The organism is Plantactinospora veratri (assembly GCF_036421995.1).
Taxonomy (GTDB): Bacteria; Actinomycetota; Actinomycetes; order Mycobacteriales; family Micromonosporaceae; genus Plantactinospora; species Plantactinospora veratri.
The window spans coordinates 1-25,458 of sequence record NZ_JAZGQL010000037.1; the positions used below are offsets into that span (position 1 = coordinate 1).

A 25,458-nucleotide genomic window follows, 5' to 3' on the forward strand; every position below is an offset into this window, starting at 1 on the left:
TCCGTTTTATACATCAGCCGTTCGGCTAGCATCCGCCGATACCAACGGGCTAAGGTGATGCCTGAACAGCCACACGACACCTCCACCACCCGACCACCACATAACCAACCTCCACCACCGAACAACTCACACCCCCGCCCACCCAGCAGGGAGGACCACCATGACAACCACCACAGCCCCCACCACCACGGCCCCGGCCACCACCCGGACCACACACCCCACCCCCAACGACACCGCCACCGAACTCCTGCACGCCATGACCGCCCTACCCACCCACCACCCCTCCCGACCCGCCCTCCGCGACAAGGCCATCGAAGCCTGGCTCCCCCTGGCCCACCACCTCGCCCACCGCTACAGCGGACGCGGCGAACCCACCGACGACCTCACCCAGACCGCCGCCGTCGGCCTCATCAAAGCCATCGACAAATGGGACCCCACCCGCGGCGTCGATTTCGCCGGCTACGCCATCCCCACCATCATCGGCGAACTCAAACGACACTTCCGCGACCGCACCTGGGACATCCGCGTCCCCCGCCGCCTCCAGGAACTCCGCCTCGCCATCAGCGAAGCCAACAGCAACCTCCTACAAACCCTCGGCCGCTCCCCCACCATCACCGACATCGCCACCCACCTCAACCTCACCGAAGAAGAAGTCCTCGAAGGACTCGAAGGCGCCCGCGCCTACAACGCCGTCTCCCTGTCCACCCCCACCGGCGACGGCGACCGCACCACCGAACTCGGCGACCTCCTCGGCGCCGAAGACAACGAATACGAACTCGCCGAACTCCGCGTCGCCCTCGGCCCCGCCCTCGCCACCCTCGACGAACGCGAACAGAAAATCCTCACCCTCCGCTTCTACGGCAACCTCACCCAATCCCAGATCGCCGAACAGATCGGCGTCTCCCAAATGCACATCAGCCGCCTCCTCACCCGCGCCCTCACCAAACTCCGCGGCCAACTCGCCGACACGTACTGAGCGCAGGCACACCTCCGCCCTACCCGGCGGCCCGAGCGGACGACCGCGCCGGCCACCGGGTAGGGCGGTGGTGTTTGTTCAGCCGAACTCGGCGGCGGAGTACTCCCGAGGCTCGACCAGCACGATCCAGTTGCCCGAGTTGTCCCGAGCGACCGCCTCGACGCCGTACGGACGCTCCTCCGGGGTGTGGATGAACTCGACGCCCCTGGCGCGAAGCTCGTCGTACGTCCGACGGCAGTCGTCCACGTGCAGGCCGAGCCCGAACATCCCGCCGGAGTCCATCTCCCGGTCGATCGCGCTCACCATCTCCGGCGAGTACGGCGGACCCGGCACGGTCAGGTGTACCTCCAACTCAGGCTGCTTGGGGTGCTTGACGGTGCACCAGCGGTAGGAGCCGTCCGCGAGGGTGATGTCGGTGTGCTCCTCGAAGCCGAGCACGTCGAGGTAGAACGCCTTCGAAGCGTCGATATCCTTCACGAACACGCTGGTGATCGAGATGTTGGTGATCATGCGACCAGGCTAGGAGCGGTCGCCGGAACCGGCTTCTCCCCGGTTGCGGAGCCGCGCCGCTCGGCGAGTCCCCACATGAACACGAAGCAGCCCGGGATCCGGGGAGCACCGCTCGCCGCCCAGCGGCGCTGGAATTCGCTCGGCGTCTCGCCGACCAGCTCGCGGAACCGGCTGCTGAACGAGCCCAGGCTGGTGAACCCGACCGCGTGGCAGACCTCCGTGACGGTGAGGTTGGTGGACCGGAGCAGATCCTGGGCCCGCTCCACCCGCCGTCGGCTCAGGTGCACCGCCGGGGAGACCCCGTACGTCGCCGTGAAGAGGCGCTGGAAGTGGTATTTGCTGATCCCGGCGACCGCCGCCAGGGTGCCCAGGTCCAGCGGGTCGGCGTAGTGCAGGTCCGCGTGGTCGCGCGCCCGACGCAGGTGCACCAGCAGGTCTCCGGGGGCCCGGCGCGGCGGCACGCTCATGGCGGCCCAGTCTAGGGCATCGAGTCGCCGCCGGGACGACAGTCGGAGAATCGATCCTCTGCGCGAGGAATGGGCGTTCGTGTCCATTCCGCCCCCGACGGGTTCGCTCTCCCTCTCCCTTTCTCGCTCTGCCGTTTACTGCCACCGATCGCCCTTCGCGCCATTGTCGCCGGGCTGCGCCCTCTCAACGAATCCGCAGCTCATCAGCGGTATGTGCACGGTTCTCCCCCGGTCGCACGTGGCCTCCGTCACAGCAATTCGAAATGGCGTTTTCCTTCGACGGCGCCCCGGGTACGGCCTGCCGCTGACGAGGAAATGACTATGACCGAATGGCCGGCGCGCCACGGGTTCACCGAAGGGAATGACGAGAATGAACAGAGCGACGCAGATCGCCTTGGGGGCCGGCGTCGGCTATCTGGTCGGACGGCACCGGAAGCTGGGGCTGGTCGCAATGCTGGGCGGCGCGGTGGTGGCCGGCCGGTTCAGCGGTGATCGCGGGCTGCTGACCCGCGGGGTGAAGCTGCTCGGCGACTCCTCCGAGCTGGGCCGGATCGCCGAGTTGGGCGCCCCGCTGGTAGCGGCGACCCGAGCCGCCGCGACCAGCGCGGTCACCCGGCGCATCGACTCGGTCAGCGCCGGGCTGCGCGAGCGTACCGACCCGGGGCGGGCAGCCGGACCGGGGCGACCGGACGAGCCGGACCAGGCGGACGAGCCGGACCAGGCGGACGAGCCGGACCAGGCGGACGAGCCGGACCAGACGGACGAGCCGGACCAGGCGGACGAGCCGGACCAGGCGGACGAGCCGGACCAGGCGGACCGGGCGGACCGGGCGGACCAGGCAGAGCAGCCGGTCAAGCGGTCCCGCCGCAGGCTGTCCGACATCCGGACGTCGGCCCGCCGAGGTCGCCGGCCGGCGGACGACGAGGAGGAGGACGACCTCGACGAGTTCGAGGACGACGAGTTCCTCGACGACGACTCCGTCGACGAAGGACCGGAGTCCGGCGCCGACCTCCGGGACGACGACATCGAAGGTCCGGACGCCGACGAGGACGGCGCCGACGAGGACGCGGACGACAGCGACCCGGACGACGACACGGACGACAGCGACGCGGACGACGACAGCGACCCGGACGGCCCCGCCCGGCAGCGCACGGCGGCCGAGCGGGCAGGCGACCGGAGGCGGCCCAGGGCCACGTCCGGGCAGCAGCCGGCCCGGCGGCGAGCCTCGACCGAGGCCGCTCCGGTACGACGGAGGACCCGATGAACCCGGCTGACAGTGCGGCAAAGACCCGTCCCGGCCGCGGACGGGCGACCCGCTCGACCGACGGCGGAGCGGCGCCCCGGCGCAACTCGACCACCTCGACCGGACCGACGGGATCGGCTGGCTCGGCAGGATCGGCAGGACTGACCGAGGCGCTCCGGGGTCTGGCCGGCGCGGCCGGCGAACGCGTCGTCACGGCCGCGACCGGTCGGATGGGTGCTACCACCGAACGACTCGTCCGGTACGCCGAGCGCGGTGGGCCGACCGGGGCGGCCGCGAAGGCCGGCGCCGGACGGCTGGCCGAAGGTGCCTCCCCCGCGAAGGCGGGGCTGGCCGCCGGACTCGCCGCCGTGAAGGAGCGGGTACGGACCGCGCTGGGCCGGGGCGGCGGCGCGAAGGAGAAGCTGAAGGTGACCAACATCGTCGAGTCGATCGAGGTCGGCGTGCCCCGGCGGGTGGCGTACGACCAGTGGACCCGGTTCGAGGACTTCCCCCGGTTCATGAAGAAGGTGGAGCATGTCGAACGGACCTCGGCCGAGGAGCTGACCTGGAAGGCGCAGGTCTTCTGGTCGCACCGTAGCTGGCGCTCCAGCACCATCGAGCAGGTCCCGGACGAGCGGATCGTGTGGCGGTCCACCGGCGACAAGGGCTCGGTGGACGGGACGGTGACCTTCCACGAGGTCACCCCAGACCTGACCCGGATCCTGCTGGTGCTCGAGTACCACCCGCAGGGGCTCTTCGAGCGGACCGGCAATCTCTGGCGGGCCCAGGGCCGCCGGGTACGCCTCGAACTCAAGCACTTCGTCCGGCACGTGATGACCGAGACGATCCTGCACCCCGACGAGGTACAGGGCTGGCGCGGCGAGATCCGGGACGGGCGGGTCGTCCGCGACGGTGACCCGGCCGAACCGTCGAACGACGACGACGCCCGGCGCCGCCGTGGCGCGTCGCAGCCGTCCGGGGCCACCCACCGGTCCGGGACCAGCCGCGACGGCGGAGCCGGCAGCCGGGGTGAGGGCGGACGCACCGGGCGTACCGGCACCGGAGGCAGCAGCGGTGGCGGCGCGGAACGGGCCAGGGGCGAGGCCGAACAGGCCGGCCGGAGCAGTCGGGGAGGACGAGGGCGATGACCGACATCGTGCGACGGACCGACGGCGGCGGGGGCGGCGCGTCCGGCGGGGGCGGCTCGGACCTGGCCGAGGTGGTCGGGATGATCCTGGACAAGGGTGTGGTCATCGACGCCCACCTGGCGGTCAGCCTGGTCGGCATCCGGCTGCTGACCGTCGACGCCCGGGTCGTGGTCGCCAGCGTCGACACGTACCTGCGGTTCGCCGAGGCGACGAACCGGCTCGACCTCTCGGCGACCCGGGACAAGGGCCTGCCGGACCTGGTCTCCGGCCCGAAGGCCGGACTGGTGGAGAAGGCCGGCGACGCCCTCGGCGAGATCGTCGGCAACAGCGGCAACAGCGGCCGGGACCGGGAGCGGGTTCCTCGCCGCCGTCGCCGGGAGGAGGACTGAGATGACTTCACCGTCCATGGTGGACGCCGATGCTGGCGTCGGGCAGTTCGTCTACGGGCTGGTGCCGGCGGACGTCGAGGTGACCGCGCAGGCCCGGGGTCTGGGTGACCCACTCGGACCGGTAACCACGATCCGGCACGGCGACGTCGCGGCCCTGGTCAGCGAGACGCCCCTGGACGTACGACTGGGACGTCCCGAGGATCTGGTGGCCTACCGCGACCTGCTGGACGGCGTCGCGGTGACCGCCGAGGTACCGGTACTGCCGGTACGGTTCGGCACGGTTCTGCCGAGCGCGGCGGCGGTCACCGAGCTGCTGGGGCTGCGCCACGACGAGTACCGGGCCGCGCTGGCCGAGCTGGACGGCCGGGTCGAGTACGTCGTCCGGGCCCGGTACGTCGAGCGGACGCTGCTGGCCGGCGTACTGGCCGACGAGCCGGAGGCCGCCGACCTGCGCGACCGGTTGCGTGGCCGGCCCGCGGACGCCGATGTCGACCTGCGGATCCGGCTCGGTGAGATCGTCGCCCGGGCGGTGGAGGCACGCCGGGCGGCGGACACCGAGCGGCTGACCGAGGCACTCGCCCCGTACTGCCTGGCCGAGGCGCCGCTGCCGCCGCAGCACGAGCAGGACGCCGCCCGGGTCGCGTTCCTGCTGGACCGACGACGCGGAGCGGACTTCACGGACGCGGTACGCGACCTCGCCGAGGCGTGGCGGGACTGGGCGACAGTCCGGTCGATCGGCCCGACCGCACCCTGGGACTTCGTCCCCTCCGGGCCGGGGCGGTGACGGCCGGTGTTGGGCATGCTGCTCGCCCTGCCACTCAGCCCGGTACGCGGGCTGACCGGGCTGGCCCGGCTACTGCGCGACCAGGCGGAACGCGAACTCTACGACCCGGTCAACGTGCAGCGCGAACTGACCGCGCTGGCCGATGCGGCGGCGGCCGGCGAGATCTCGGAACCGGAACTCGCACAGGCACAGCAGCGGATCCTCGATCGCCTGATCGCCCGGGCCCACCCGTCGGAGACGGCACCTGAAGGGAGATGACATGGCGGAGCGCACCCAGCGCGCCGGCCGCTACCGGGAGCACGCCAACCACCCGGTCGAGAACGACGACTACGACGAGCACGAGGACTACGACGAGCACGACGACTACGACCAGGACGAGGACTACGACGAGGGCGACGACCACGACGACCACGACGCGGACGACAGCGACGTGGTCGACAGCGACGACCGCGACAGCGACGACCGCGACAGCGACGACCGGGCCGACGAGTACCACGACGACGGCCTGGCGCACCGGGCCGGGAACCGGCAGCGGGCGGCTCGGCGGCGGGCCGACCCGGCCCGGCCGATCTCCGCGCGGGTCGCGGCCCTGAACGGGGCACGACAGATCGCCGGCCTGACCGGCAAGCAGGTCACCGGGGTCACCTCGCTGGACCGCACCGAGCGGGGCTGGCTGGTCGGTGTCGAGGTCGTCGAGGACGCCCGGGTGCCCTCCTCGGCGGACATCCTCGCGGTCTATCGGACCGAACTGGACGCCAGCGGGGAGTTGACCGGCTACCGGCGGACACGGCGGTATCCGCGTGGCCGGGGCGACAGCGGAACCGGGACGGGGTGACCGACGTGACGATGCCACAACCGGTATACGGGCACGGTCAGGTCCGACCGGCGACCGGTGACACCGGCAACCTGGCGGACATCCTGGAGCGGGTACTCGACCGCGGCGTGGTGATCGCCGGCGACATCAGGGTGAACCTGCTCGACATCGAACTGCTCACCATCAAGCTGCGCCTGGTGGTCGCCTCCGTCGACACCGCTCGGGAGATGGGGATCGACTGGTGGGAGCACGACCCGTTCCTCGGCGGCCGTTCCCGCCCGTCCGTCGGGTCGGGTGCCGACGCGCGGTCGCCGGACCGGGCGCTGCCCGACGGCATTGGACGGCGGGCGGAGGAGGAACGATGAGCGGCGGCTCGGGGGTCTGGCTGCACGCCGTGACCCGATACCTGTGCGCCGACCGGCTGGCTGGGCTGACCGGGGCGGGCGGAGCACCGGTCGACGCGGTGCGGATCGGCGACCTGGACGCGGTGGTGGTGCCGGTGGACCTCGACGAGTACGGCGAGGCGGCCCTGCACCGGAACCTGGGCGACCTGCGCTGGCTGGAGGCGGCGGCGAGCGCCCACCACCGGGTCATCGAGGCGGTCTGGCGGCTCGGCCCGACCCTGCCGGCCCGGCTGGCCACGGTCTATCAGGACGGCGCCGCGCTCCGGGCCGGGTTGCACGATCGGCAGCTGGAGTTCGGCGCCGCCCTCGACCGGCTCACCGACCGGGCCGAGTGGGGTGTGAAGGCGTACTCGGTCCGCGCCTCCGAGGCAGCGGGGGCCGTGACCGTACAGCCGTCCGGGGGCAGCGGTGCCGGTGCGGAGTACCTGCGTCGTCGGCGGACCGCGCTGGCGGCGGGCGAGGCGGCTCGGCGGGCGGCGGCGGAGGGAGTCGAGGCGGTGCACGCGGCGCTGACCGGGCAGGCCGAGGCGGCCCGCCGGCACCGGCCGCAGGACAGGAGCCTGAGCGGGATACCCGACCCGATGGTGCTCAACGGCGCGTACCTGCTGCCCGCCGGGCGGGCGGCGGACTTCGCCGAGCTGGTCCGGGAGCTGGGTACCCGCCAGCCGATGCTCCGGCTGGAGCTGACCGGGCCGTGGCCGCCGTACTCGTTCGCCGCGCTCGACGAGAGCACCGACGGGGTGCCGCGGTGAGCGGGCGGGAGGTGCTGGAGAGCCAGCCGATCGCCCTGGTCGACCTCCTCGACCGGGTACTCGGCACCGGAGTCGTGGTCAGTGGCGACCTGGTGCTCTCGATCGCCGACGTGGACCTGGTGTACGTCTCGCTGCGGGCGCTGCTCGCCTCCGTACGCGCCGCCGACCGGGCGGACCCGATCGACGGCGGTACGCCGTGCTGAGCCCCGAGCAGCCCCGGTCGGGACGGGTCGAGGTGGACCGGGACGGGGTCGAGCGCGGCCTCGCCAGCCTGGTGCTCACCATCGTGGAGCTGCTGCGGCAGTTGATGGAGCGGCAGGCGCTGCGCCGGATCGACCAGGGCGACCTGACCGAGGAGCAGATCGAGCGGGTCGGGAGCACCCTGATGGCGCTGGACCAGCAGATGACCGAGCTGCGGGAGCACTTCGGCCTGTCGCCGGAGGATCTCAACCTCGACCTCGGGCCGCTCGGCCCGCTGCTGCCCCGGGACTGACCGGAGCCGGACCAGCTCCGGAGCCGGACCAGCTCCGGAGCCTGACCGGAGCCGGACCAGCCGCGGAGCGGGCCTAGGTGCCCTGGAGCGGACCGGAGCCCGACCGGTGCTGCCGGCGGTGCGACACTGGCCGGATGTCACCGCCCGGACCCGCCGCCGACCTGCCGGTCCGGCACGTGCTGCCGGCCCTGGTCGAGACGCTGGCGGAGCGCGGCGCGGCGGTGCTGGTGGCACCGCCCGGGGCCGGGAAGACCACGCTGGTCCCGCTGGCGCTGGCCGACCGGGTCGACGGGCGGATCGTCGTCGCCCAGCCGCGCCGGGTCGCGGCCCGGGCCGCCGCCCGCCGGATGGCGGAGCTGCGCGGCGAACGGGTCGGCGAAACCGTCGGGTACGCGGTGCGCGGCGAGCGCCGGACCAGTGCCCGGACCAGGATCGAGGTGGTCACCACCGGCCTGCTGGTGCAGCGGCTCCAGCACGACCCGGAGTTGCCCGGCGTCGGCGCGGTACTCCTGGACGAGGCCCACGAGCGGCAACTCGACGCCGATCTGGCCCTGGCGTTCGGCATCGAGGCCCGGGCCGCGCTCCGGCCCGACCTGTGGCTGCTGGCGATGTCCGCCACCGCCCAGGAGGAGCGACTCGGCGTGTTGCTCGGCTCGGCGGCGGAACCGGCACCGGTAGTGCGCGCCGAGGGCCGGGCGTACCCGGTCGACGTGGTCTGGGCCCCGCCGCCCCGGCCGGTGGACCCGCCGCACGGGCTGCGGGTGGATCCCCGGCTGCTCGACCACGTGGCGACCACCGTACGCCGGGCGCTGGCCGAACACGAGGGCGACCTGCTGGTCTTCCTCCCCGGCGCCGGGGAGATCAACGGTGTCGCCGGCCGGCTGGCCGGGCTGGCCGGCACCGACCTGGTCCGCCTGCACGGCCGGCAGTCCAGTGCCGAGCAGGACGCCGCACTCCGCCCGGCCACCGGTCGGCGCCGGGTCGTGCTGGCCACCGCCGTCGCGGAGACCAGCCTCACCGTGCCCGGGGTGCGGGTGGTGGTCGACGCCGGGCTGAGCCGGGTGGCCCGGACCGACCTGGCTCGGGGGCTCGGCGCGCTGGTGACGGTGCCGGTGTCCCGGGCGGCGGCGACGCAGCGTGCCGGGCGGGCCGGCCGGGAGGCGCCGGGCCGGGTCTACCGGTGCTGGTCGGCGGCGGAGCACGACCGGCTGCCGGCGCAGCCCGAGCCGGAGATCGCGGTCGCCGACCTCACCGCCTTCGCGTTGCAGCTCGCCTGCTGGGGGCGCCCGGACGGCCACGGGCTGGCGCTGCCGGATCCGCCACCGGCGGCGGCGATGCAGGTGGCCCGCTCCACCCTGGAGGCGCTCGGCGCGGTCGCCCCGGACGGCCGGGTGACCGGGCGGGGCCGGGCGATGGCGGCGGTCGGCGCCCATCCACGGCTGGCCCGGGCGCTGCTGGACGGTGCCGCCCCGGTGCGTCCGGGCCGGGCCGCCGAGGTGGTCGCGGTACTCGCCGAGTCCGCTCCCGGCGACGATCTGGTCGGCAGCTGGCGCCGGCTCCGCTCGGGTACGGATCCCGCCAGTGCCAGGTGGCGGGCGGAGGTGGACCGGCTGCGCAGCGCCCTCGACGAGTCGCCGCCCTCCGCCGCACCGCCCGCCCGCCGGGCCGGGCCGGGCCTGTCGGACGACCTGGCCGCCGGGTTGCTGGTCGGGTTGGCGTACCCGGAGCGGCTGGCCCGGGTCCGGCAGGCCGGCGCCGGGACGTACCTGATGGCCGGCGGCACCGCGGCGGACCTGGCGCCGGGCTCGCCGCTGGCCGGGGCGGAGTGGCTGGCGATCTCGGTGGCCGACCGGGCACCGGGGCGCCGGGGCGCGGCGATCCGCCAGGCCGCGGTGGTGGACGAGGCCACCGCCCGGGAGGCCGGTGCCGCGCTGCTGCGGCGGGAGCAGGAGATCGCCTGGTCCGGCGGGGACGTGCTGGCCCGCGAGGTGGAGCGGCTGGGCGCGATCGTGCTGGTGGAGCGCCCGCTGACCCGGCCCGACCCGGCCCGGGTCGCCGCCGCGCTCCGGGACGGGCTGCGTCAGGTCGGGCTCGACCTGCTGACCTGGACCCGGCAGGCGCGGGAGTTGCGCGCCCGGCTCGCGTTCTGCCGCCAGGCCCTGGGCGGGCAGTGGCCGGAGGTGACCGACGCGGCGCTGCTGGACCGGGCCGACGATTGGCTCGGCCCGGAGCTGGCCGGTGCCCGGCGCCGGGCCGATCTGGCCCGGATCGACGTCGTGGCCGCGCTGCGCCGGCTGCTGCCGTGGCGGGAGGCGGCCCGGTTGGACGAGTTGGCCCCGGAGCGGCTGGCCGTGCCGAGCGGGTCACGGCACCGGGTGGACTACTCGGATCCGGCGGCACCGGTACTGGCGGTCAAGTTGCAGGAGACCTTCGGCTGGCGGGACGTACCCCGGATCGCCGACGGGCGGGTGCCGGTGCTGCTGCACCTGCTCTCCCCGGCCGGCCGTCCGGTCGCGGTGACCCGGGACCTCGCCTCGTTCTGGCGGACCGGCTATCCGCAGGTACGCGCCGAGTTGCGCGGCCGCTATCCCCGGCACCCGTGGCCGGCGGACCCGACCGAGGCGGACCCGACCCGCGGTCTGCGACCCCGGCGCAGGTAGCGGCCCCGCCGGGCGTACCCGGGGTGGGACGGCGCCGGTCGTATTCGGCGGAGGCGCCGGTCGTACTCGCGGGTGGGAGACCGGCGCGGCGCGGTCAGGGGGTGTCGACGACGTCCGCGACCACGACGGTGATGTTGTCCGGTCCGCCGGCCCGCAGGGCGAGGTCGACCAGGCGCTGCGCGCAGCCGGCCGGGTCGGGGTAGCCGAGCAGCGCCTCGGCGAGGCTGTCCGGGCGCACCACGTTGGAGAGCCCGTCGCTGCAGAGCAGCCACCGGTCGCCGGTCTGCGGCACCACGGTGGTGTAGGTGGGGGTGACGGGCTCGCCCTGGAGGGCCCGGGTGACCACGGCCCGGCGGGGGTGGCTGTGCGCCTCCTCCGGGCTGATCACCCCCTCGTCGATCAGCATCTGCACGAACGTGTCGTCCCGGGTGAGCTGGGTCATCGTGCCGCCGCGCAGCAGGTACGCCCGGGAGTCGCCGACGTGGGCCAGGGCGAGGCAGGCACCGGTGCGGGCGAGCAGCAGCGCGGTCAGGGTGGTGCCCATGCCCTGCCGTTCCGGATCCTCGGCGACGGCCGCCCGGATGCCCGCGCTCGCCGTGTCCACGGCGCCCTGGAGGGCGGCGACCAGCCCCTCCTCCGGCGTCGCCACGTCCAGTGGCCGGATCGCGTCGATGGCGATGGTGCTGGCCAGGTCACCGGCCGCCATTCCGCCCATGCCGTCGGCCACGGCGAGCAGCCAGGGTCCGGCGTGCACGGAATCCTGGTTGGCGCCCCGGATCAGGCCACGGTCGCTGACCGCCACGGATCGCAGCTTCAGGCTCATGGCAGGCAGCCTGCCAAAAAGACGGCCAGAATGCTTGCAGTAGATCACCAACGGGCCGGAGTGGCGATCGAAATTTACCGTACGTGGCTACGGTGATCACGAACCGCGAGCCGTTCCGGCGCCGGTGACCGGCCTGCGGAGCACCGACCGGCCGGAATTCTATCCAGCCTGGTCGATTGACACGCCAGAAACGGGCTGGCAACATCGGCTCCGTATTGGGAGCGCTCCCACCAGCGCTGCCGGTTCCACCCCCGCGAACCCGAGTGCTTCGCCGCCGCGAACCCGCATGCTGCGCGGTCCGCTGGCGGCACGCCCACCGGAAGGGATCCCCCGTGCTCCAACCCCGCCACCGCCACCGCCGGTCCTCCCGCGCGGTCACCCTGCTCGCCACCGCCGCCCTGCTGCTCACCGGCACCGCCACCGGAGCGCAGGCCCGGCCCGACGGCTCCACCGGCACCCTCGCGCCGACCGAGCACATCGTCAACGGCACCTTCACCGACAGCACCGCGCCGTGGTGGTCAACCGCCAACCTCACGCTCAGCGCGACCGACGGCCAGCTCTGCACCGAGGTCCCCGGCGGCCTCGCCAACCCCTGGGACGCCAGCCTCGGCCACAACACCATCCCGCTGGGCGACGGCGCCAGCTATGCGCTGCGGTTCCGCGCCTCGGCCAGCGCACCGGTCACGGTCAAGGCGAACGTCCAGCTCAACGAGGAGCCGTACACCACGGTCTTCTCCCGGGACGTCGCGCTCGACGCCACCGCCGAGGAGTTCGGGTACGAGTTCACCGGCACCCTCGACTCGGCCAACGGCACCCTCACGTTCCAGCTCGGCGGCGCCGCCGAGGCGTACACGTTCTGCCTGGACGACGTCTCGCTGAGCAGTGACGCCGACACCGGACCGCCACCCGGCGGCGCCGAACAGTTGACCAACGGCGACTTCGCCAACGGCACCACCGGCTGGTACTCCTACGGCACCACCTCGACCGGGGTGACCGACGGCCGGCTCTGCTCCGCCGTACCGACCGGGCTGGCCAACCCGTGGGACGGCGGCGTCGGGCAGAACGACGTGACGCTGGTCAACGGCGAGTCGTACACGCTCTCCTTCGACGCCTCCGCCACCCCCGGCGCGACCGTACGGGTGGCGGTGCAGCTCGGCGTCGACCCGTACACCTCGTTCTTCGCCGAGGACGTCACCTTCGGCGCCGAGGCACAGCACGTCGAGCGGACCTTCACCGCCACCGCCGACACCGAGGTCGCCCAGGTGGCCTTCCAGGTCGGCGGCAACGCGGAGGCGTTCACGTTCTGCCTGGACAACGCCTCGCTGCTCGGCGGCGAGGAGGAACCGCCGTACGTGCCGGACACCGGGCCACGGGTCCGGGTCAACCAGGTCGGCTACCTGCCGGCGGGGCCGAAGAACGCCACGATCGTCACCGAGGCCACCGAGCCGCTGGGCTGGGAGCTGAAGTCGGCCGCGGGCGCCGTGGTCGCCAGCGGGCGGAGCACCCCGCGCGGCGTGGACCAGGCGTCGGCGCAGAACGTGCACACCGTCGACTTCTCCGCGTACCGCACCCCGGGCACCGGCTACACGCTCAGCGCCGACGGCCAGACCAGTCACCCGTTCGACATCTCGGCCGACGTCTGGAAGCAGCTCCGCTCCGACTCGCTCCAGTTCTTCTACATCCAGCGCAGCGGTATCGCCATCGACGGCGACCTGGTCGGCGAGGAGTACGCCCGGCCGGCCGGACACCTCGGCGTGGCGCCGAACAAGGGCGACACCGACGTACCGTGCCAGCCCGGAGTCTGCGACTACCGCCTCGACGTCCGGGGCGGCTGGTACGACGCCGGTGACCACGGCAAGTACGTCGTGAACGGCGGCATCGCCACCTACCAGCTACTGAACGCCTTCGAGCGGACCAAGACCGCCCCCACCGCCGGTGGCGGTGCCGCGCTCGGCGACGGAACCCTCCGGCTGCCAGAACGCGACAACGACGTGCCGGACATTCTCGACGAGGCACGCTGGGAGCTGGAGTTCCTGCTCCGGATGCAGGTGCCGGCCGGCAAGCCGCTGGCCGGGATGGCACACCACAAGATCCACGACCAGAACTGGACCGGGCTGCCCCTGCAACCCGAGGACGACCCGGAGCTGCGCGAGCTGCACCCACCGTCCACGGCGGCGACGCTCAACCTGGCCGCCACGGCCGCGCAGTGCGCCCGGCTCTTCGCCCCGTACGACGCCGCGTTCGCGCAGCGCTGCCGGACCGCGGCCAGCACGGCGTACGCGGCGGCCAAGGCGAACCCGACCCGGTACGCCGACCCGGCGGACGGCAACGGCGGCGGCTCCTACGCCGACGGTGACGTCAGCGACGAGTTCTACTGGGCCGCCGCCGAGCTCTACCTGAGCACCGGTGAAGCCTCCTACCTCGCCGACCTGACCGGCTCGCAGCACCACACCGACGACGAGGCGGTCTTCGGGGCGCACGGCTTCGGCTGGGGCAGCACCGCCGCGCTCGGCCGGCTCGACCTGGCCACCGTGCCGAGCGGCCTGCCGGCGGCCGACCGGGACCGGGTCCGCGCCTCGGTGGTGGCCGCCGCCGACCGCTATCTGGCCACCGCGCAGGGGCAGGCCTACGGGCTGCCCATGCCCGGCACCCCGAACAGCTACTTCTGGGGCGCCAACAGCAACATCATCAACAACGCCGTCGTACTGGCCACCGCCTTCGACCTGACCGGGCAGGCGAAATACCGGGACGGCGCCGTGCAGGGCATGGACTACATCTTCGGCCGCAACGCGCTGAACCAGTCGTACGTGACCGGATGGGGCGAGAAGGCGTCGAAGAACCAGCACAGCCGGATCTTCGGCAACCAGTCCGACGAGTCGCTGCCGAACCCGCCGGCCGGCTCGATCGCCGGTGGCGCCAACGCCAGCCTCGACGACCCGTTCGCCAAGGAGTTGCTGGAGGGCTGTGCGCCGATGTTCTGCTACGTCGACGACATCGCCTCGTACGCCACCAACGAAGTCGCGATCAACTGGAACTCGGCGCTCGCCTGGATCGCCTCGTTCCTGGCCGACCAGGGCGGCAGCACCTCGGTGCCGGCCGGCTCGGGCTGCCGGGTCACGTACGTCAACCACGGCGTCTGGGCCGAGGGCGGCGGGTTCACCGGGCAGGCGACCATCACCAACACCGGCACCACGCCGATCAACGGCTGGACGTTGAGCTTCGCGTTCAACGGCGACCAGAAGATCCGGGAGGCGTGGATGGCGAAGGTGACCCAGACGGGTGCCCGGGTCACCGCGCGGAACGAGTCGTACAACTCGCGGATCGCACCGGGCGCCAGCCAGATGTTCGGCTTCAACGCCACCACCGCCGGTGGCCCGAACCCGAACCCGGTGCTGTTCACCGTCAACGGCCTCCCCTGCAGCTGAGGTGCAAGGAAGGGCCCCTTCTTATACAAAAAGCGATAAGAAGGGGCCCTTCCTTTCAGCGCAGCCAGTCGAGCAGGCGGTCGCCCTGCTGCCAGACGGTCAGCGCGGAGAAGACTCCGAAGAGCAGTACCGACCAGACCAGCGCGACGACCCGATAGGACCGAGGGCGGATCTGCTCGGGCAGTACCCGACGGTTGAGCACCAGCAGCAGGATCGAGTAGAAGAACATCATCAGTCCGCCGACGCAGGCCGAGATGACCAGCAGGATCAGCGGCTGGTCGAAGCCGGCCAGCAGGATGACGCAGCCGAGCCCGACCAGGCCCCAGACCAGCGCGAAGTAGATCCGGCTCTCGGAGAACCGGGGCAGGTACGCCGTCTTGAGCACGTCGGCGGCGAGCCGGCTGGTGTAGTCGACGATGCCCATCGCGGCGGCGAAGAGCGAGAGCGCCCCGATCGCCCAGAACAGGGTGCCGAACCAGGGTCCGACGATCTCCTTGAGCCGCTCCCCCTCCACCTGGAGGAAGGAGACGCTGTTCGCCAGCCCCGGCACGCCGTACACGGTGGAGTACGCGAGCAGCGAGGTCAGCACGATGGTGACGAACGAGATCAGCGCGAAGGTGACCAACTGTTCCCGGTTGGCCAGCCGCCACCAGCGCCGCCAGCGGGCCAGGTTCTCCTCGGTCGGCTCGAAGACGAAGCCGCGGCCGTCCGGGGCCGCCTCCTCCCGACCGGTGACCGGGCTGACCAGCCGGGGGACGTACTTGCCCATCCCGTAGCCCTTGTCCCGGATCCAGTTGGACTGCAGCAGGTTCTGCCCGCCGCCGGCACCGGCGAAGACCAGCGCGGAGAGCATCAGCGCGAAGCCGAGTTCGGTGGGGAACTCGGGGGCGGTCACCGCGCTCGGCAGGTCGCCCCAGGCCCGGGCCGAGATGGCGAAGACCACCGCGACCAGGATGAAGAGGAGCACCAGGCCGACCTTGACGAACTCGATCCGCTCCAGGGCGGTGTAGACCACCGGGGCAAGGGTGAGGGTCGCGCCGATCGCCAGCAGCAGGCCGACCGCGATCCAGGTGGCGTCGCCGCCGAAGAGGTACGTCAGCATGGTGGCCGAGCTGGACGCCCAGCCCGGCCATAGGTTGGCGAAGTAGACCATGATCGCGAAGACCAGTCCCCAGTGCCGCCAGAACCGGGAGAAGCCGGTCAGCGCGGTTTCCCCGGTGGCCAGGGTGTAACGCTCGATCTCCATGTTCAGGAACCACTGGGTGACGATGCCGATTGCGGCGGCCCAGAGGAAGACCAGCCCCACCTGCGAGGCGATGTACGGAAAGAGGATGAACTCGCCGGACGCCAGGCCGACGCCGGCAGCGATCACCCCGGGCCCGATGATCGACCAGGCCGATCGGGGTGGCGGGGGTAGTTCCCGGACGGCGACGCCGGGCAGGTGCTTGGTCGGAAATCGGTCGGCGGCGGTCTGCGTCATCGGTGACCTCCTGGTGCCGGATGCGAAATCGGTTCGCAGTGGTGGTGGTAAATGCATCTTCTGCCAACATGGACGATGTGCCAACGAGCCCTACTCGACCTGAACCGCGCGACGGGTCCGACCGGAGGCCCGCCTGCGCCGCGGACGGATCCCGGGAGGAGGTCACGAATCAGCTCGTCGTCCGGCCCGGCGGCTCCGACGACGTCGCCGCGGTGCTGGCCCTGCTCGACGGCGCCACCCGCTGGCTGGTGCAGCGTGGCCGCATCGGTCAGTGGGGCAGCTCGCCGCACTCCGGCAACCCGCGCCGGATCGCCCAGGTCCGGCGCTGGGCCGCCGACGGCGAGCTCTACGTCGCCGAGGTCGCCGGGCGTCCGGTCGGGGCGCTCGTCGTCGGCACGGCGGTGCCGCACGTCCCGGCCGCGACCGAACCCGAGTTGTACGTCAATCTGCTGGTCAGCGACCGCGCCCACGCCGGGCGGCGGATCGGCGCCCGGCTGCTGGAGTACGCCGAGGATCTCGCCCGGGACCAGGGGGTCGGCCTGCTCCGGGTGGACTGCTACGCAGGTGACGACGGCGCCCTGGTCCGCTACTACGAGAGCCAGGGTTTCACCGCCACCGAACCGTTCACCGTGCCGCTGGCCGACCGGCGCTGGCCGGGCCAGCTCCTCGAACGCCGCCTGCGGCCCCGCTCCGGCGACGACGGGGCGGGCACGACCTGAGCCGGGCACGGCTCAGCTCTGGTCCGACCCGCCCGTCCGCAGCTCGGGTAGCACCTTCGCCCCGAAGGTGTCGATGAAGGCGTCCTGGTGCTGCCCCACGTGGTGCAGGTAGATCTCGTCGAAGCCGAGGTCGGCGTACTCGCGCAGCAGCGCCGCGTGCCGGCCCAGGTCGGCGGAGACGTTGACCACCTCGGCGACCCGTTCCGGCGACACCTGTTCGGAGACGACGTCGAAGTGCTCGGTCATCTCCAGATCCCAGCAGACCGGCGGGGCGAAGACGTTGCTGCGCCACTGGTCGTACGCGATCCGGGCCGCCTCCGCCTGGTCGGGGGCCCAGCTCAGGTGGACCTGGAGGTGCAGCTTGCCCCGGCCGCCCGCGTCCCGGTAGGCGTCGACCATCCGGCGCAGCCGGGAGACCGGCGCGTTCACGGTGATCAGGCCGTCCGCCCACTCGGCGCACCACCGGGCGGTCGCCTCGCTGACCGCCGCGCCGACCAGTGCGGGCGGCTCCTCGGGCCGGGTCCAGAGCCGGGCCCGGTCCACGGTGACCAGTCCGTCGTGGCTGACCTCCTCACCGGCCAGCAGCGCCCGGATCACGTCGACGCACTCCCGCAGCCGGGCCGTCCGGATCTCCTTGCGCGGCCAGCCCGCCCCGGTGATGTGCTCGTTGCTCGCCTCCCCGCTGCCCAGCGCGGCCCAGAACCGGCCGGGGTACATCGCGCCGAGGGTGCCGATCGCCTGCGCGATGATCGCCGGGTGGTAGCGCTGGCCGGGCGCGTTGACGACGCCGAACGGCAGGGTGCTGGCCTGTAACGCGGCACCCAGCCAGGACCAGGCGAAGCCGGACTGCCCCTGCCGGGCACTCCACGGCGAGAAGTGGTCGGACGACATGGCCGCGTCGAACCCCGCCTCCTGGGCCCGGACGACGGCCCGGAGCAACTCGGCGGGGTGGATCTGCTCGTGCGAGGCGTGGAGCCCGAAGACCGTCATGGCGGTCTCCCGTACCCCGTCGGCCCCGCCCCGCACACCCGGTACGGCGACGAAAATCCGCCGACCGGTACCCGGGGGCCGGCCGGGTTGTCCCGGCGGGCTACTCGCTGTGCGCGCCCGCCCCCGCGCCGCCCGAATCCCCCGCGCCGATCCAGACGGCCTTGAGGTTGCAGAACTCCCGGATGCCCTGGGCCGAGAGTTCGCGGCCGTAGCCGGAGTTGCCGACGCCGCCGAACGGCAGTTCCGGATAGGACGTGGTCATCCCGTTGACGAAAACCATCCCGGCGTCCAGGTCGGCGACGAACCGCTGCTGCTCGTCCGGGTCCCGGGTCCAGGCGTTGGAGCCGAGGCCGTAGTCGGTGCCGTTGGCCACCTCGATCGCCTCCTCGTAGGAGCCGACCCGGTAGAGGCCGGCGACGGGTCCGAAGACCTCCTCGGCGTACATCCGCATCTGCGGGGTCAACTCGGTCACGACGGTCGGCGGGTACCACCAGCCGGGCCGGTCCGGCAGCTCGCCGCCGCAGAGCACCCTCGCCCCCTTCGCCACGGCGTCCCGCACCTGCTCGGCCACCTCGTCGCGGCCCCGCTCGGTGGCGAGCGGCCCGATGTCGGTCGAGTCGTCCATCGGGTCACCCAGTCGCAGCGCCGACATCCGGGCCACGAACGCCTCGGCGAACTCGTCGTAGACCTCGGTGTGCACGATGAACCGCTTCGCCGCGATGCAGGACTGGCCGTTGTTCTGGCAGCGGGCCACCGTGGCCACCTCGGCCGCCCGGGCCACGTCGGCCGAGGGCATCACCACGAACGGGTCGCTGCCGCCGAGTTCCAGCACCGTCTTCTTGAGGTACCTGCCGGCGATCGACCCCACCGAGCGGCCGGCGCCCTCGCTGCCGGTCAGCGTCGCGGCCCGGACCCGGGGGTCGGCCAACACCTCCTCGATCCGCTCCGAACCGATCATCAGGGCCTGGAACGCACCGGCCGGGAAGCCGGCCCGGCGGAACAGCTCGTCCAGATAGAGCGCGGTCTGCGGCACGTTGGAGGCGTGCTTGAGCAGCCCGGTGTTGCCGGCCATCAGGGCCGGCGCGGCGAACCGCATGACCTGCCAGAGCGGGAAGTTCCACGGCATCACCGCCAGCACCGGACCCATCGGGAAGTAGCGGCCGTACGCCGAGGTGGCACCGATCGAACCGGCGTCGGCGGGCTCGTCGGCGAGGAACCGCTCGGCGTGCGCCGCGTAGTACCGGCAGGCGGCCGCGCACTTGGCCACCTCCGCCTTGGCCGAGGCGTACGTCTTGGCCATCTCCGTCGTCATCATCCGGGCCACGCCGTCGCACTCGACCTCGAGCAGGTCCGCGACGGCGGACATCCACCGGGCCCGGTCGGCGAAGGTGGTGGCACGCAGCTCGTCGAAGCCGGCCGCCGCCCGGGCGAGGGCGGCGGTCAACTGCTCGCCCGTCATCTCCTCGAAGGTCTTGAGCACCTGTCCGGTGGTCGGGTCGATGGTGGCGATCGACATGTCGTACTCCCTTCGATGTCGGCGGATCGGCCGGAGTGCGGGTCGCGGGCGGCCGGACCGGCTCCGTGCTCACTCGAAGAGCGAGTGCTTCGTGCCCGGCGGTTCCTCCCGGCGCCGCGCCGCCCGGCGGCGCTGGATCACCACCAGGTCGACCACGGCGACCACGGCGAGGATGCCGAGGACCGCCGCGAGGACCAGCAGGTCGGCCCGGAGCGCCAGCACGCCCAGCACCACGCAGATCACCAGACCGAAGGCGGCCAGCGCCAGGCGCAGGTTCAGCGCACTGTACGGGTGGCCAACCGTCCCTTTCGCCCGTCGGGGCTGCGATCTCGAGGCCATTTCGGCCAACTACCCGGTATGGGGGTGGGTTAACCTGGCCGGCGTCTCCGACCGCCCCGGCGCGCCGCGCCGACGGTGGGGATTCCGGCGCCCAGGATGGGTATAACGGGTGATATGACGACCGGTCCCACTCCCCCGCCCAGCCACGCGGACCTGCTGACCCGTCCGCTCTTCGCGCACCTGGCGACCACCCGCCCCGACGGCGGACCGCAGAGCAACGTGATGTGGTTCGCCTGGGACGGCGGACGGATCAGGATGACCCACACCAAGCGCCGGCAGAAGTTCCGCAACGTGCAGCGCGATCCCCGGGTGGCGCTCTCGATCGCCGACCCCGACGACCCGTACCGGTTCCTGGAGGTGCGGGGTGTGGTGGAGAAGATCGAGGACGACGACGAGGTCGCGTCCTTCTACCAGTCCCTGCAACAGCGGTACGACAACGTCTACGAGATCGGGGACGCCCCGGATCGGGTGATCGTGACCATCCGCCCGGAGAGCTTCGTCGCCGTCAGCAACGGGCAGCCGCAGCGCAGCCGCTGACCGTCACCCGGTCCCCGCGCCGCCGGACCGCTGCCGCCGGACCACTCGGACGACGTCCGCACCACTCGGACGACGTCCGCCGACGGTCCCGTCCGGAGCGGGCCGGTCCGGGCCAGGTGTCGGTGATCCGCGTGCCGCGACGGCGCCGTCGAGGGTTCCGGGCCGACGTCGGCGCCGCGTACAGTTACGGAGCGATTGCTGTCCGCTCTGTACGGAGAGAAGCATGCCCAGACGTTGGACCGCCGCCGTCACCGCCGTGCTCGCGGCCTTCGCACTGGCCTGTGAGGGCTCCGGCGGCGGTGGGGGTGGCGGCCAGCCCGATCCCCCGCCCGGCACGCCCCGGCCCGGACTGCCCGACTCGATCGCGGCACTCGGTGACTCCATGACCGCCGGCTTCGGCTCCTGCCTGGTCCTCGCCGCCTGCCAACGCAACTCGTGGTCCACCGGGGAGAGCAGCCGGGTGGAGAGCATCTACCGGCGACTGCGCGAGGTGAACCCGGCCATCCGCGGCAAGGCGCACAACGAGGCGGTGAACGGGGCCCGCGCCTCGGGCCTGACCACCCAGGCCGCCGCGGCGGTACGCGCCAGAGTGGAGTACGTGACCGTACTCATCGGAGCGAACGACGCCTGCCGGGGCGGGATCGAGGACATGACCGGCGTGACGGCGTTCCGCACCGAGATCGACCGTGGACTCGCCACCCTGAAGAAGGGCCTGCCGAAGGCCCGGGTACTGGTGGTGAGCATCCCGAACCTGTACCGCGTCTGGGAGGTCGGCCACGAGGACGCCCGGGCGGTACGCGCCTGGCGGGGTCGGATCTGCCCCGCCCTGCTGGCCAGCCCCACCTCCACCGCGCCGGCCGACCGTACCCGCCGCTCGACGTTCCGGGCCCGGATCGACGCGTACAACGAGCAGCTCGCCGCCGCCTGCAAGGCGTACGGCTCGCGCTGCCGCTACGACGGCGGCGCGGCGCACCGGGTGCGGTTCGGCCTGGATCTGCTGAACCGGCTGGACTACTTCCACCCGAACGTGGCCGGGCAGAACGAGCTGGCCGAGGTGGCCTGGCGGGCCTCCGGCCTGGCCGGCCCGGCCCGCCGCGCCGGCTGAGCCCGACCGGTGGCGGGGATTACCGGCTCGGCGGCGTGATCGCGTGGGGCCGGTACAGCTCCCGGGACCGCTCCGCCAGGCTCTTGGTGGCCGAGGAGTTCGCCCAACTGCCCAGCACCACCGCCGCGCCCGGCACCGCCTTGGCGAGCAGCCGCTTGGCGGCCCGGACACCGGCCATCTGCGCCAGCTTCAGGCCGAGGCGCAGCATCACCTGGGCCAACGGGGCTTCCGACCGGCCCCGCAGGGCGTCGATCCGCTCCCGTCCGGCGGCCACCCCGAGGGCCAGCCGCGCCGTCTCGGTGATCTTGTGGACTCGCTGTAGCACGAGCAGGTCGCTGGCCCGGTCGGCGTGCTCGGGGTCGTGACCGTACGCGGCCGCGACGTAGAGCACCATCCGGGCCTGGGTCCAGGCCAGGACACCCATGTCGAGGACCGCGCCGGGCAGGCCGGCGGCCCCGGAGATCGCTCCCGAGACCCGGGCGTGGTTGACGAACTTCCGGATCGCCGTCTCGGCCATGGCCTCCGGCGTCATCTGCGGATACCGGGCGCGGTGGCGTTCGGCCCAGGTCCGGGCCTGCGGCCCGATCCGCCGTACCGCCTCCAGGGCGAGGTGCTCCGGGGCGTACTGCGGATCGGCCCTCATCCGCTCCCACAACCCGCTGGGCGGGGCGACGACCAGCTCCGGGTCGTCGGCGGCCGGCGGCGTACGGTCGGTCGGCGGTACCGGCACGGCGGTTCCGCCGCCCGCCGGCTGGAACTCGGTCACGGGACACACTCCGGATCTTCGAGACGGACGGATTGGGGCACTACCGACCGATCCGGCCCGGCCGGGACCGGCGGGCGGCACCCATCGACGAGGAGGGGCGCCGGCCAGCCGACCCGACGGTCGACGGCGGCCGGGTGGTCGATGGTCAGCGTCGCCCGCGCAGCCGGGACATGATCTGACGCATCCGGTGCTGGTTCTGCGGCTTGGCCAGTTCCCGTCGGCCCCGTTCGACGAACTGCCGGCCCTGCGGAGATCTGAGGAACATCCGTATCCGTTGCACCAGTGACGCCATCTCGGTCCTCCTCGTGTGGTCCTGCTACCAGGTTTACCCGATCCCCGGTCCGGCCACACCGGCCTCGCGGTTCGCCACGGGTCCACGCCTCTATCGTGGCGGGACCGATCAAGTCGCCGCCCGTCGATGTCCGGCGGGTCGAGCCGGCCCGCCGTCGACGGCGGGCCGGCACTGCGGCGGGGGGCGCCCCTCAGCGGTGCGAGGACGGGATGAGCGCGTCGACGACCCTGGTCGCCTGACCCTCGTGCTTGGCGTAGTGCTCGGGGTAGGCCGAGTACTGCACCGCCTGGGCCGCCTCGGTCAGCCGCATCCGCTGCCAGCCGGGTACCTGGCGCAGCGCCTCGAAGAACCGGGCACTCGCGTACGCCGGGTCCATCAGCCGGTTCACCGGCCCCCAGCCGCTGCTGGTGCGCTGCTGGAAGAGCCCGACCGAGTCGTGGTCCCAGCCGGTGCCCTGGTGCCGGTAGCGCTTGGACTCCGGCAGTACCTCGCTGGCCCGGTTGAGCAGGTTGCTCTCCTGCATGGCGGTGGCCACGCCGATGATCAGTCCTCGCCTCGGCATCCCCATGTCCCGGCCGGTCCGGACGATCGCCCGGGCGTTGTCCATCTGGACCTCGGTCAGTCCGGCCACCGGTGCCGCGTCGTCGAGCGGCGAGGAGGTGTCCGGGTCCGCCTCGTCCGACCTGGCGGCGGCCGACCGGTCGTGGCCGCCGGAGCGGCTGGACCGCTCCGCCGAGCGGTCCGTGCCGGCCCGGTCGCCGGTGCTGTCGTCCGGTCGGGAGAGCGCCACCCGGTCCTCGGCGTTCGCGGTGCTGCTGCCGGCGGGGCCGGCCGGCGGCGAGACCGCCTCGACGGCGGCCAGCACGCCGAGGCAGCAGAGCAGCCCGGCCGCCACCGCGACCCGGCCCGGACGGCGCAGGCCGAGCCGGTCCGGCAGTCCGGTCCGGGCGGCCAGGGCGCCGGCCCGGGCGGTGATCCGACGGGCTGGTGGTGCGACCCGGGCGGCCGCCCGACGTACCCGCTGCTCGGTGCTGCGCACGGCGGGCAGCCGGCGGAACCGGGTCCACCTCGGCTCGACCACCTGGCGGAACCGGACCAACCCGGGCTCGACGGCCCGGCGCAGGCGTCGTCGCACGGTCCGGAGTCCGGCCAGGGCCGGCCCGGCGGCGACCCGCAGCCGGGCGGCCGCCACGCCGGCCAGCCGGCCGGCGGCGAGGGCGCCGGGGCGGGCGCTGCGGGCCACGGCGGCGGCGGCCCGGGCCAGCCGCCGCGTCACTGCCGGGCCGAACGGCCGGAGCTGACCGAGCAGCGCCGACAGCAGGAGTACGAGCCTGTGCAGCCCGGCCGGGGTGGGGCGGGGCGCCCCGGGCGACTGGTGCGGGGCAGCGCCGGATGTCGAGTCGGAGGAGGCGGCATCATCCGATCGGACAGTGCTGGGTACGGCGGAGTACGCGGTCTCAGAACGGTCGTCGTCAGGCATCCGACGAGGCTAGGCAGGTCGATGGCCGGCTACGGGGAGTCACCGGGTGGCCTCCGCCACATCTGAGGGGTAGGCAACCGGTCAAGGGACCGCAGGCGGTGGCGGCGCCGGTCAGATATGACAACCACGGCAAAAGGTAAACAGCACCTGTATGCCATCAACAGGGCATCTACCTTCGAATCAACCGTCACTCGACGCCACATCGGCCACCTCCTCCGATCGGCCGAGGCACGCTCGGCCGGCCGGTCCCCCACCGGTTCCCCGGACCGGTCCGTCTCGTGAGACCGTGGACTATGGCACCGGTCACCGACCCGAACCAGCGCCGCGACCTCCGTCGGCTGCCGAAGACCAACCTGCACCTGCACCTCACCGGCTCGATGCGGCCGGAGACGCTGGCCGAGCTGGCGGACCGGGACGGCCTGCCGCTGCCCGAGCCGCTGCCGACCGGCCTCCTCACCGGCTGGGCCGCGTTCCAGAGCCGCTACGACCTCGCCCGGGCGGCACTGCGGACCGCCGACGACCTGAGCCGGGTGGTGGCCGAGGCGACCGCCGACAACCTCGCCGACGGCGCGGGCTGGGTGGAGATCCAGGTCGACCCGACGACGTACGCCGACCGGCTGGGCGGGCCGGAGCCGGTGGTGGAGGCGATCCTCTCCGGTGCGGCCGGCGGGCGTACCGGAGTGGTGCTGGCGGCCAGCTGGGCCGGGCCGCCGGCCCAGGCGGAGCGGATCGCCCGGCTCGCCGCCCGGTACGCCGGGCACGGGGTCGTCGGCTTCGGCCTCTCCAACGACGAACGCCGGGGCAGGATCGCCGACTTCGTACCCGCGATGCGGACGGCTACCGGGGCCGGGTTGCTGGCCGTGCCGCACAGCGGCTTCTACGAGGCCGCCTGGCACGTCCGGGACTGCGTCACGCTGCTCGGCGCGGACCGGGTCGGGCACGGGGTGACCGCAGCGGCCGACCCGGCCACCCTCGACCTGCTGGCCGGGCGGGCGGTGGCGATGGAGGTGTGCCCCAGCTCATACCCGCCGTTCGGCGTCACCAGCGGGCTGCCGGCCACCCCGCTGCGCGCCCTGCTCACCGCCGGGGTGCCGGTGGCACTCGGCACGGACGATCCCCTGCTGTTCGGAACGAGCCTGCTCGACCAGTACGTGCTGGCCCGGGACGTGCTCGGCTGCACCGACGACGAGTTGGCCGCCCTGGCCCGGGCGTCGGTCCAGGCGTCGGCCGCGCCGGCTGAGATCCGGGCGACGATGCTGGCAGGGGTCGCGGAGTGGCTCGGTGGAATGCACCAAGATAGCGGCAGCGTTTGCTACATCGGGGCGCCCTCCGCGTGAGGCGCGTCC

The 25,458-nt window shown here is 73.1% G+C and carries 27 protein-coding genes; 17 read left to right on the forward strand and 10 right to left on the reverse strand.

From position 1 onward, the window contains the following. Window positions 1-160: 160 nt before the first annotated feature. A complete protein-coding gene (locus V1634_RS33185) occupies window positions 161-976 on the forward strand; it encodes a SigB/SigF/SigG family RNA polymerase sigma factor (RefSeq protein WP_331205637.1) in 816 nt (271 codons plus the stop codon). A gap of 78 nt (window positions 977-1,054) precedes the next feature. Here the strand turns inward: V1634_RS33185 and V1634_RS33190 are convergent, their stop codons facing one another. Together V1634_RS33190 and V1634_RS33195 are read right to left on the reverse strand one after the other, a co-directional pair. Beyond that, on the reverse strand, window positions 1,055-1,486 hold the full coding sequence (locus V1634_RS33190; protein WP_331211582.1) for a VOC family protein: 432 nt from the start codon (window positions 1,484-1,486) through the stop codon (window positions 1,055-1,057). Beyond that, window positions 1,483-1,953 carry an AraC family transcriptional regulator gene (locus tag V1634_RS33195; RefSeq protein ID WP_331211583.1) on the reverse strand — a complete coding sequence of 157 codons (471 nt, stop codon included), beginning with the start codon at window positions 1,951-1,953 and terminating at the stop codon, window positions 1,483-1,485. Before V1634_RS33195 ends, V1634_RS33190 begins: the two co-directional genes overlap by 4 nt. A gap of 370 nt (window positions 1,954-2,323) precedes the next feature. On the opposite strand from V1634_RS33195, the gene V1634_RS33200 reads away from it, so the two are divergent. From V1634_RS33200 to hrpB, 11 genes are all read left to right on the forward strand, one after another. Then, complete coding sequence (locus tag V1634_RS33200) at window positions 2,324-3,217, forward strand: hypothetical protein (protein ID WP_331211584.1); 894 nt, start codon at window positions 2,324-2,326, stop codon at window positions 3,215-3,217. A 209-nt stretch (window positions 3,218-3,426) separates the two neighbouring features. Further along, the gene (locus tag V1634_RS33205; RefSeq protein WP_331211585.1) at window positions 3,427-4,344 is read left to right on the forward strand and encodes an SRPBCC family protein; all 918 of its coding nucleotides are present in this window, start codon (window positions 3,427-3,429) and stop codon (window positions 4,342-4,344) included. Then, window positions 4,341-4,733 carry a gas vesicle protein GvpJ gene (gvpJ, locus tag V1634_RS35600; RefSeq protein WP_331211586.1) on the forward strand — a complete coding sequence of 131 codons (393 nt, stop codon included), beginning with the start codon at window positions 4,341-4,343 and terminating at the stop codon, window positions 4,731-4,733. The genes V1634_RS33205 and gvpJ overlap by 4 nt, the downstream gene beginning before the upstream one ends. Window position 4,734: 1 nt before the next feature. Next, on the forward strand, window positions 4,735-5,517 hold the full coding sequence (locus V1634_RS33215) for a GvpL/GvpF family gas vesicle protein (protein ID WP_331211587.1): 783 nt from the start codon (window positions 4,735-4,737) through the stop codon (window positions 5,515-5,517). A 15-nt stretch (window positions 5,518-5,532) separates the two neighbouring features. Continuing rightward, the gene (locus V1634_RS33220) at window positions 5,533-5,775 is read left to right on the forward strand and encodes a gas vesicle protein GvpG (RefSeq protein WP_331211692.1); all 243 of its coding nucleotides are present in this window, start codon (window positions 5,533-5,535) and stop codon (window positions 5,773-5,775) included. A gap of 1 nt (window position 5,776) precedes the next feature. Next, window positions 5,777-6,352 (forward strand): gas vesicle protein GvpO, encoded by a 576-nt coding sequence (gene gvpO / locus V1634_RS33225; protein ID WP_331211588.1) that lies wholly within the window; start codon window positions 5,777-5,779, stop codon window positions 6,350-6,352. An 11-nt stretch (window positions 6,353-6,363) separates the two neighbouring features. After that, the gene (locus tag V1634_RS33230; RefSeq protein WP_331211693.1) at window positions 6,364-6,696 is read left to right on the forward strand and encodes a gas vesicle protein; all 333 of its coding nucleotides are present in this window, start codon (window positions 6,364-6,366) and stop codon (window positions 6,694-6,696) included. Next, window positions 6,693-7,487, forward strand: coding sequence for a GvpL/GvpF family gas vesicle protein (locus V1634_RS33235; protein ID WP_331211589.1), 795 nt, complete (start codon window positions 6,693-6,695; stop codon window positions 7,485-7,487). The genes V1634_RS33230 and V1634_RS33235 overlap by 4 nt, the downstream gene beginning before the upstream one ends. After that, entirely contained in the window at window positions 7,484-7,690 is a 207-nt protein-coding gene (locus V1634_RS33240) for a gas vesicle protein (protein ID WP_331211590.1), read from the forward strand. The genes V1634_RS33235 and V1634_RS33240 overlap by 4 nt, the downstream gene beginning before the upstream one ends. Continuing rightward, complete coding sequence (locus tag V1634_RS33245; protein WP_331211591.1) at window positions 7,684-7,980, forward strand: gas vesicle protein K; 297 nt, start codon at window positions 7,684-7,686, stop codon at window positions 7,978-7,980. Before V1634_RS33240 ends, V1634_RS33245 begins: the two co-directional genes overlap by 7 nt. A gap of 134 nt (window positions 7,981-8,114) precedes the next feature. Next, window positions 8,115-10,640 carry an ATP-dependent helicase HrpB gene (gene hrpB / locus V1634_RS33250; protein ID WP_331211592.1) on the forward strand — a complete coding sequence of 842 codons (2,526 nt, stop codon included), beginning with the start codon at window positions 8,115-8,117 and terminating at the stop codon, window positions 10,638-10,640. A 94-nt stretch (window positions 10,641-10,734) separates the two neighbouring features. Here hrpB and V1634_RS33255 read toward each other — a convergent pair whose 3' ends face one another. Further along, the gene (locus V1634_RS33255) at window positions 10,735-11,463 is read right to left on the reverse strand and encodes a PP2C family protein-serine/threonine phosphatase (RefSeq protein WP_331211593.1); all 729 of its coding nucleotides are present in this window, start codon (window positions 11,461-11,463) and stop codon (window positions 10,735-10,737) included. Window positions 11,464-11,795: 332 nt separating this feature from the next. Here V1634_RS33255 and V1634_RS33260 point away from each other — a divergent pair, with 332 nt between their 5' ends. Beyond that, a complete protein-coding gene (locus tag V1634_RS33260) occupies window positions 11,796-14,888 on the forward strand; it encodes a glycoside hydrolase family 9 protein (RefSeq protein ID WP_331211594.1) in 3,093 nt (1,030 codons plus the stop codon). A 55-nt stretch (window positions 14,889-14,943) separates the two neighbouring features. Here the strand turns inward: V1634_RS33260 and V1634_RS33265 are convergent, their stop codons facing one another. Continuing rightward, the gene (locus V1634_RS33265) at window positions 14,944-16,368 is read right to left on the reverse strand and encodes an Nramp family divalent metal transporter (protein WP_331211595.1); all 1,425 of its coding nucleotides are present in this window, start codon (window positions 16,366-16,368) and stop codon (window positions 14,944-14,946) included. Between the two features lie 68 nt (window positions 16,369-16,436). Between V1634_RS33265 and V1634_RS33270 the strand changes: the two genes are divergently transcribed. Beyond that, window positions 16,437-17,087, forward strand: coding sequence for a GNAT family N-acetyltransferase (locus V1634_RS33270; protein ID WP_331211596.1), 651 nt, complete (start codon window positions 16,437-16,439; stop codon window positions 17,085-17,087). A 12-nt stretch (window positions 17,088-17,099) separates the two neighbouring features. Here the strand turns inward: V1634_RS33270 and V1634_RS33275 are convergent, their stop codons facing one another. The 3 genes from V1634_RS33275 to V1634_RS33285 form a co-directional block, all read right to left on the reverse strand. Further along, complete coding sequence (locus tag V1634_RS33275) at window positions 17,100-18,077, reverse strand: TIGR03885 family FMN-dependent LLM class oxidoreductase (protein ID WP_331211597.1); 978 nt, start codon at window positions 18,075-18,077, stop codon at window positions 17,100-17,102. A gap of 100 nt (window positions 18,078-18,177) precedes the next feature. Continuing rightward, window positions 18,178-19,593 carry an NADP-dependent succinic semialdehyde dehydrogenase gene (locus tag V1634_RS33280; protein ID WP_331211598.1) on the reverse strand — a complete coding sequence of 472 codons (1,416 nt, stop codon included), beginning with the start codon at window positions 19,591-19,593 and terminating at the stop codon, window positions 18,178-18,180. Between the two features lie 69 nt (window positions 19,594-19,662). Then, window positions 19,663-19,932, reverse strand: a complete 270-nt coding sequence (locus V1634_RS33285) for a DUF6343 family protein (protein WP_331211599.1) — start codon at window positions 19,930-19,932, stop codon at window positions 19,663-19,665. Window positions 19,933-20,046: 114 nt separating this feature from the next. On the opposite strand from V1634_RS33285, the gene V1634_RS33290 reads away from it, so the two are divergent. Both V1634_RS33290 and V1634_RS33295 read left to right on the forward strand, forming a co-directional pair. Next, window positions 20,047-20,469: a PPOX class F420-dependent oxidoreductase gene (locus V1634_RS33290; protein WP_331211600.1), complete on the forward strand. Its 423-nt coding sequence runs from the start codon at window positions 20,047-20,049 to the stop codon at window positions 20,467-20,469. 223 nt (window positions 20,470-20,692) lie between these two features. Then, window positions 20,693-21,574, forward strand: coding sequence for a GDSL-type esterase/lipase family protein (locus tag V1634_RS33295; protein ID WP_331211601.1), 882 nt, complete (start codon window positions 20,693-20,695; stop codon window positions 21,572-21,574). Between the two features lie 19 nt (window positions 21,575-21,593). Here the strand turns inward: V1634_RS33295 and V1634_RS33300 are convergent, their stop codons facing one another. The 3 genes from V1634_RS33300 to V1634_RS33310 all read right to left on the reverse strand — a co-directional run bounded on the left by V1634_RS33300 (window position 21,594) and on the right by V1634_RS33310 (window position 24,112). Further along, the gene (locus V1634_RS33300; protein WP_407951897.1) at window positions 21,594-22,340 is read right to left on the reverse strand and encodes an EcsC family protein; all 747 of its coding nucleotides are present in this window, start codon (window positions 22,338-22,340) and stop codon (window positions 21,594-21,596) included. A 145-nt stretch (window positions 22,341-22,485) separates the two neighbouring features. Next, on the reverse strand, window positions 22,486-22,632 hold the full coding sequence (locus V1634_RS33305) for a hypothetical protein (protein ID WP_331211602.1): 147 nt from the start codon (window positions 22,630-22,632) through the stop codon (window positions 22,486-22,488). Window positions 22,633-22,822: 190 nt separating this feature from the next. After that, entirely contained in the window at window positions 22,823-24,112 is a 1,290-nt protein-coding gene (locus V1634_RS33310; protein ID WP_331211603.1) for a hypothetical protein, read from the reverse strand. Between the two features lie 293 nt (window positions 24,113-24,405). Between V1634_RS33310 and add the strand changes: the two genes are divergently transcribed. Then, a complete protein-coding gene (add, locus tag V1634_RS33315; RefSeq protein ID WP_331211604.1) occupies window positions 24,406-25,449 on the forward strand; it encodes an adenosine deaminase in 1,044 nt (347 codons plus the stop codon). Window positions 25,450-25,458: the final 9 nt, after the last annotated feature.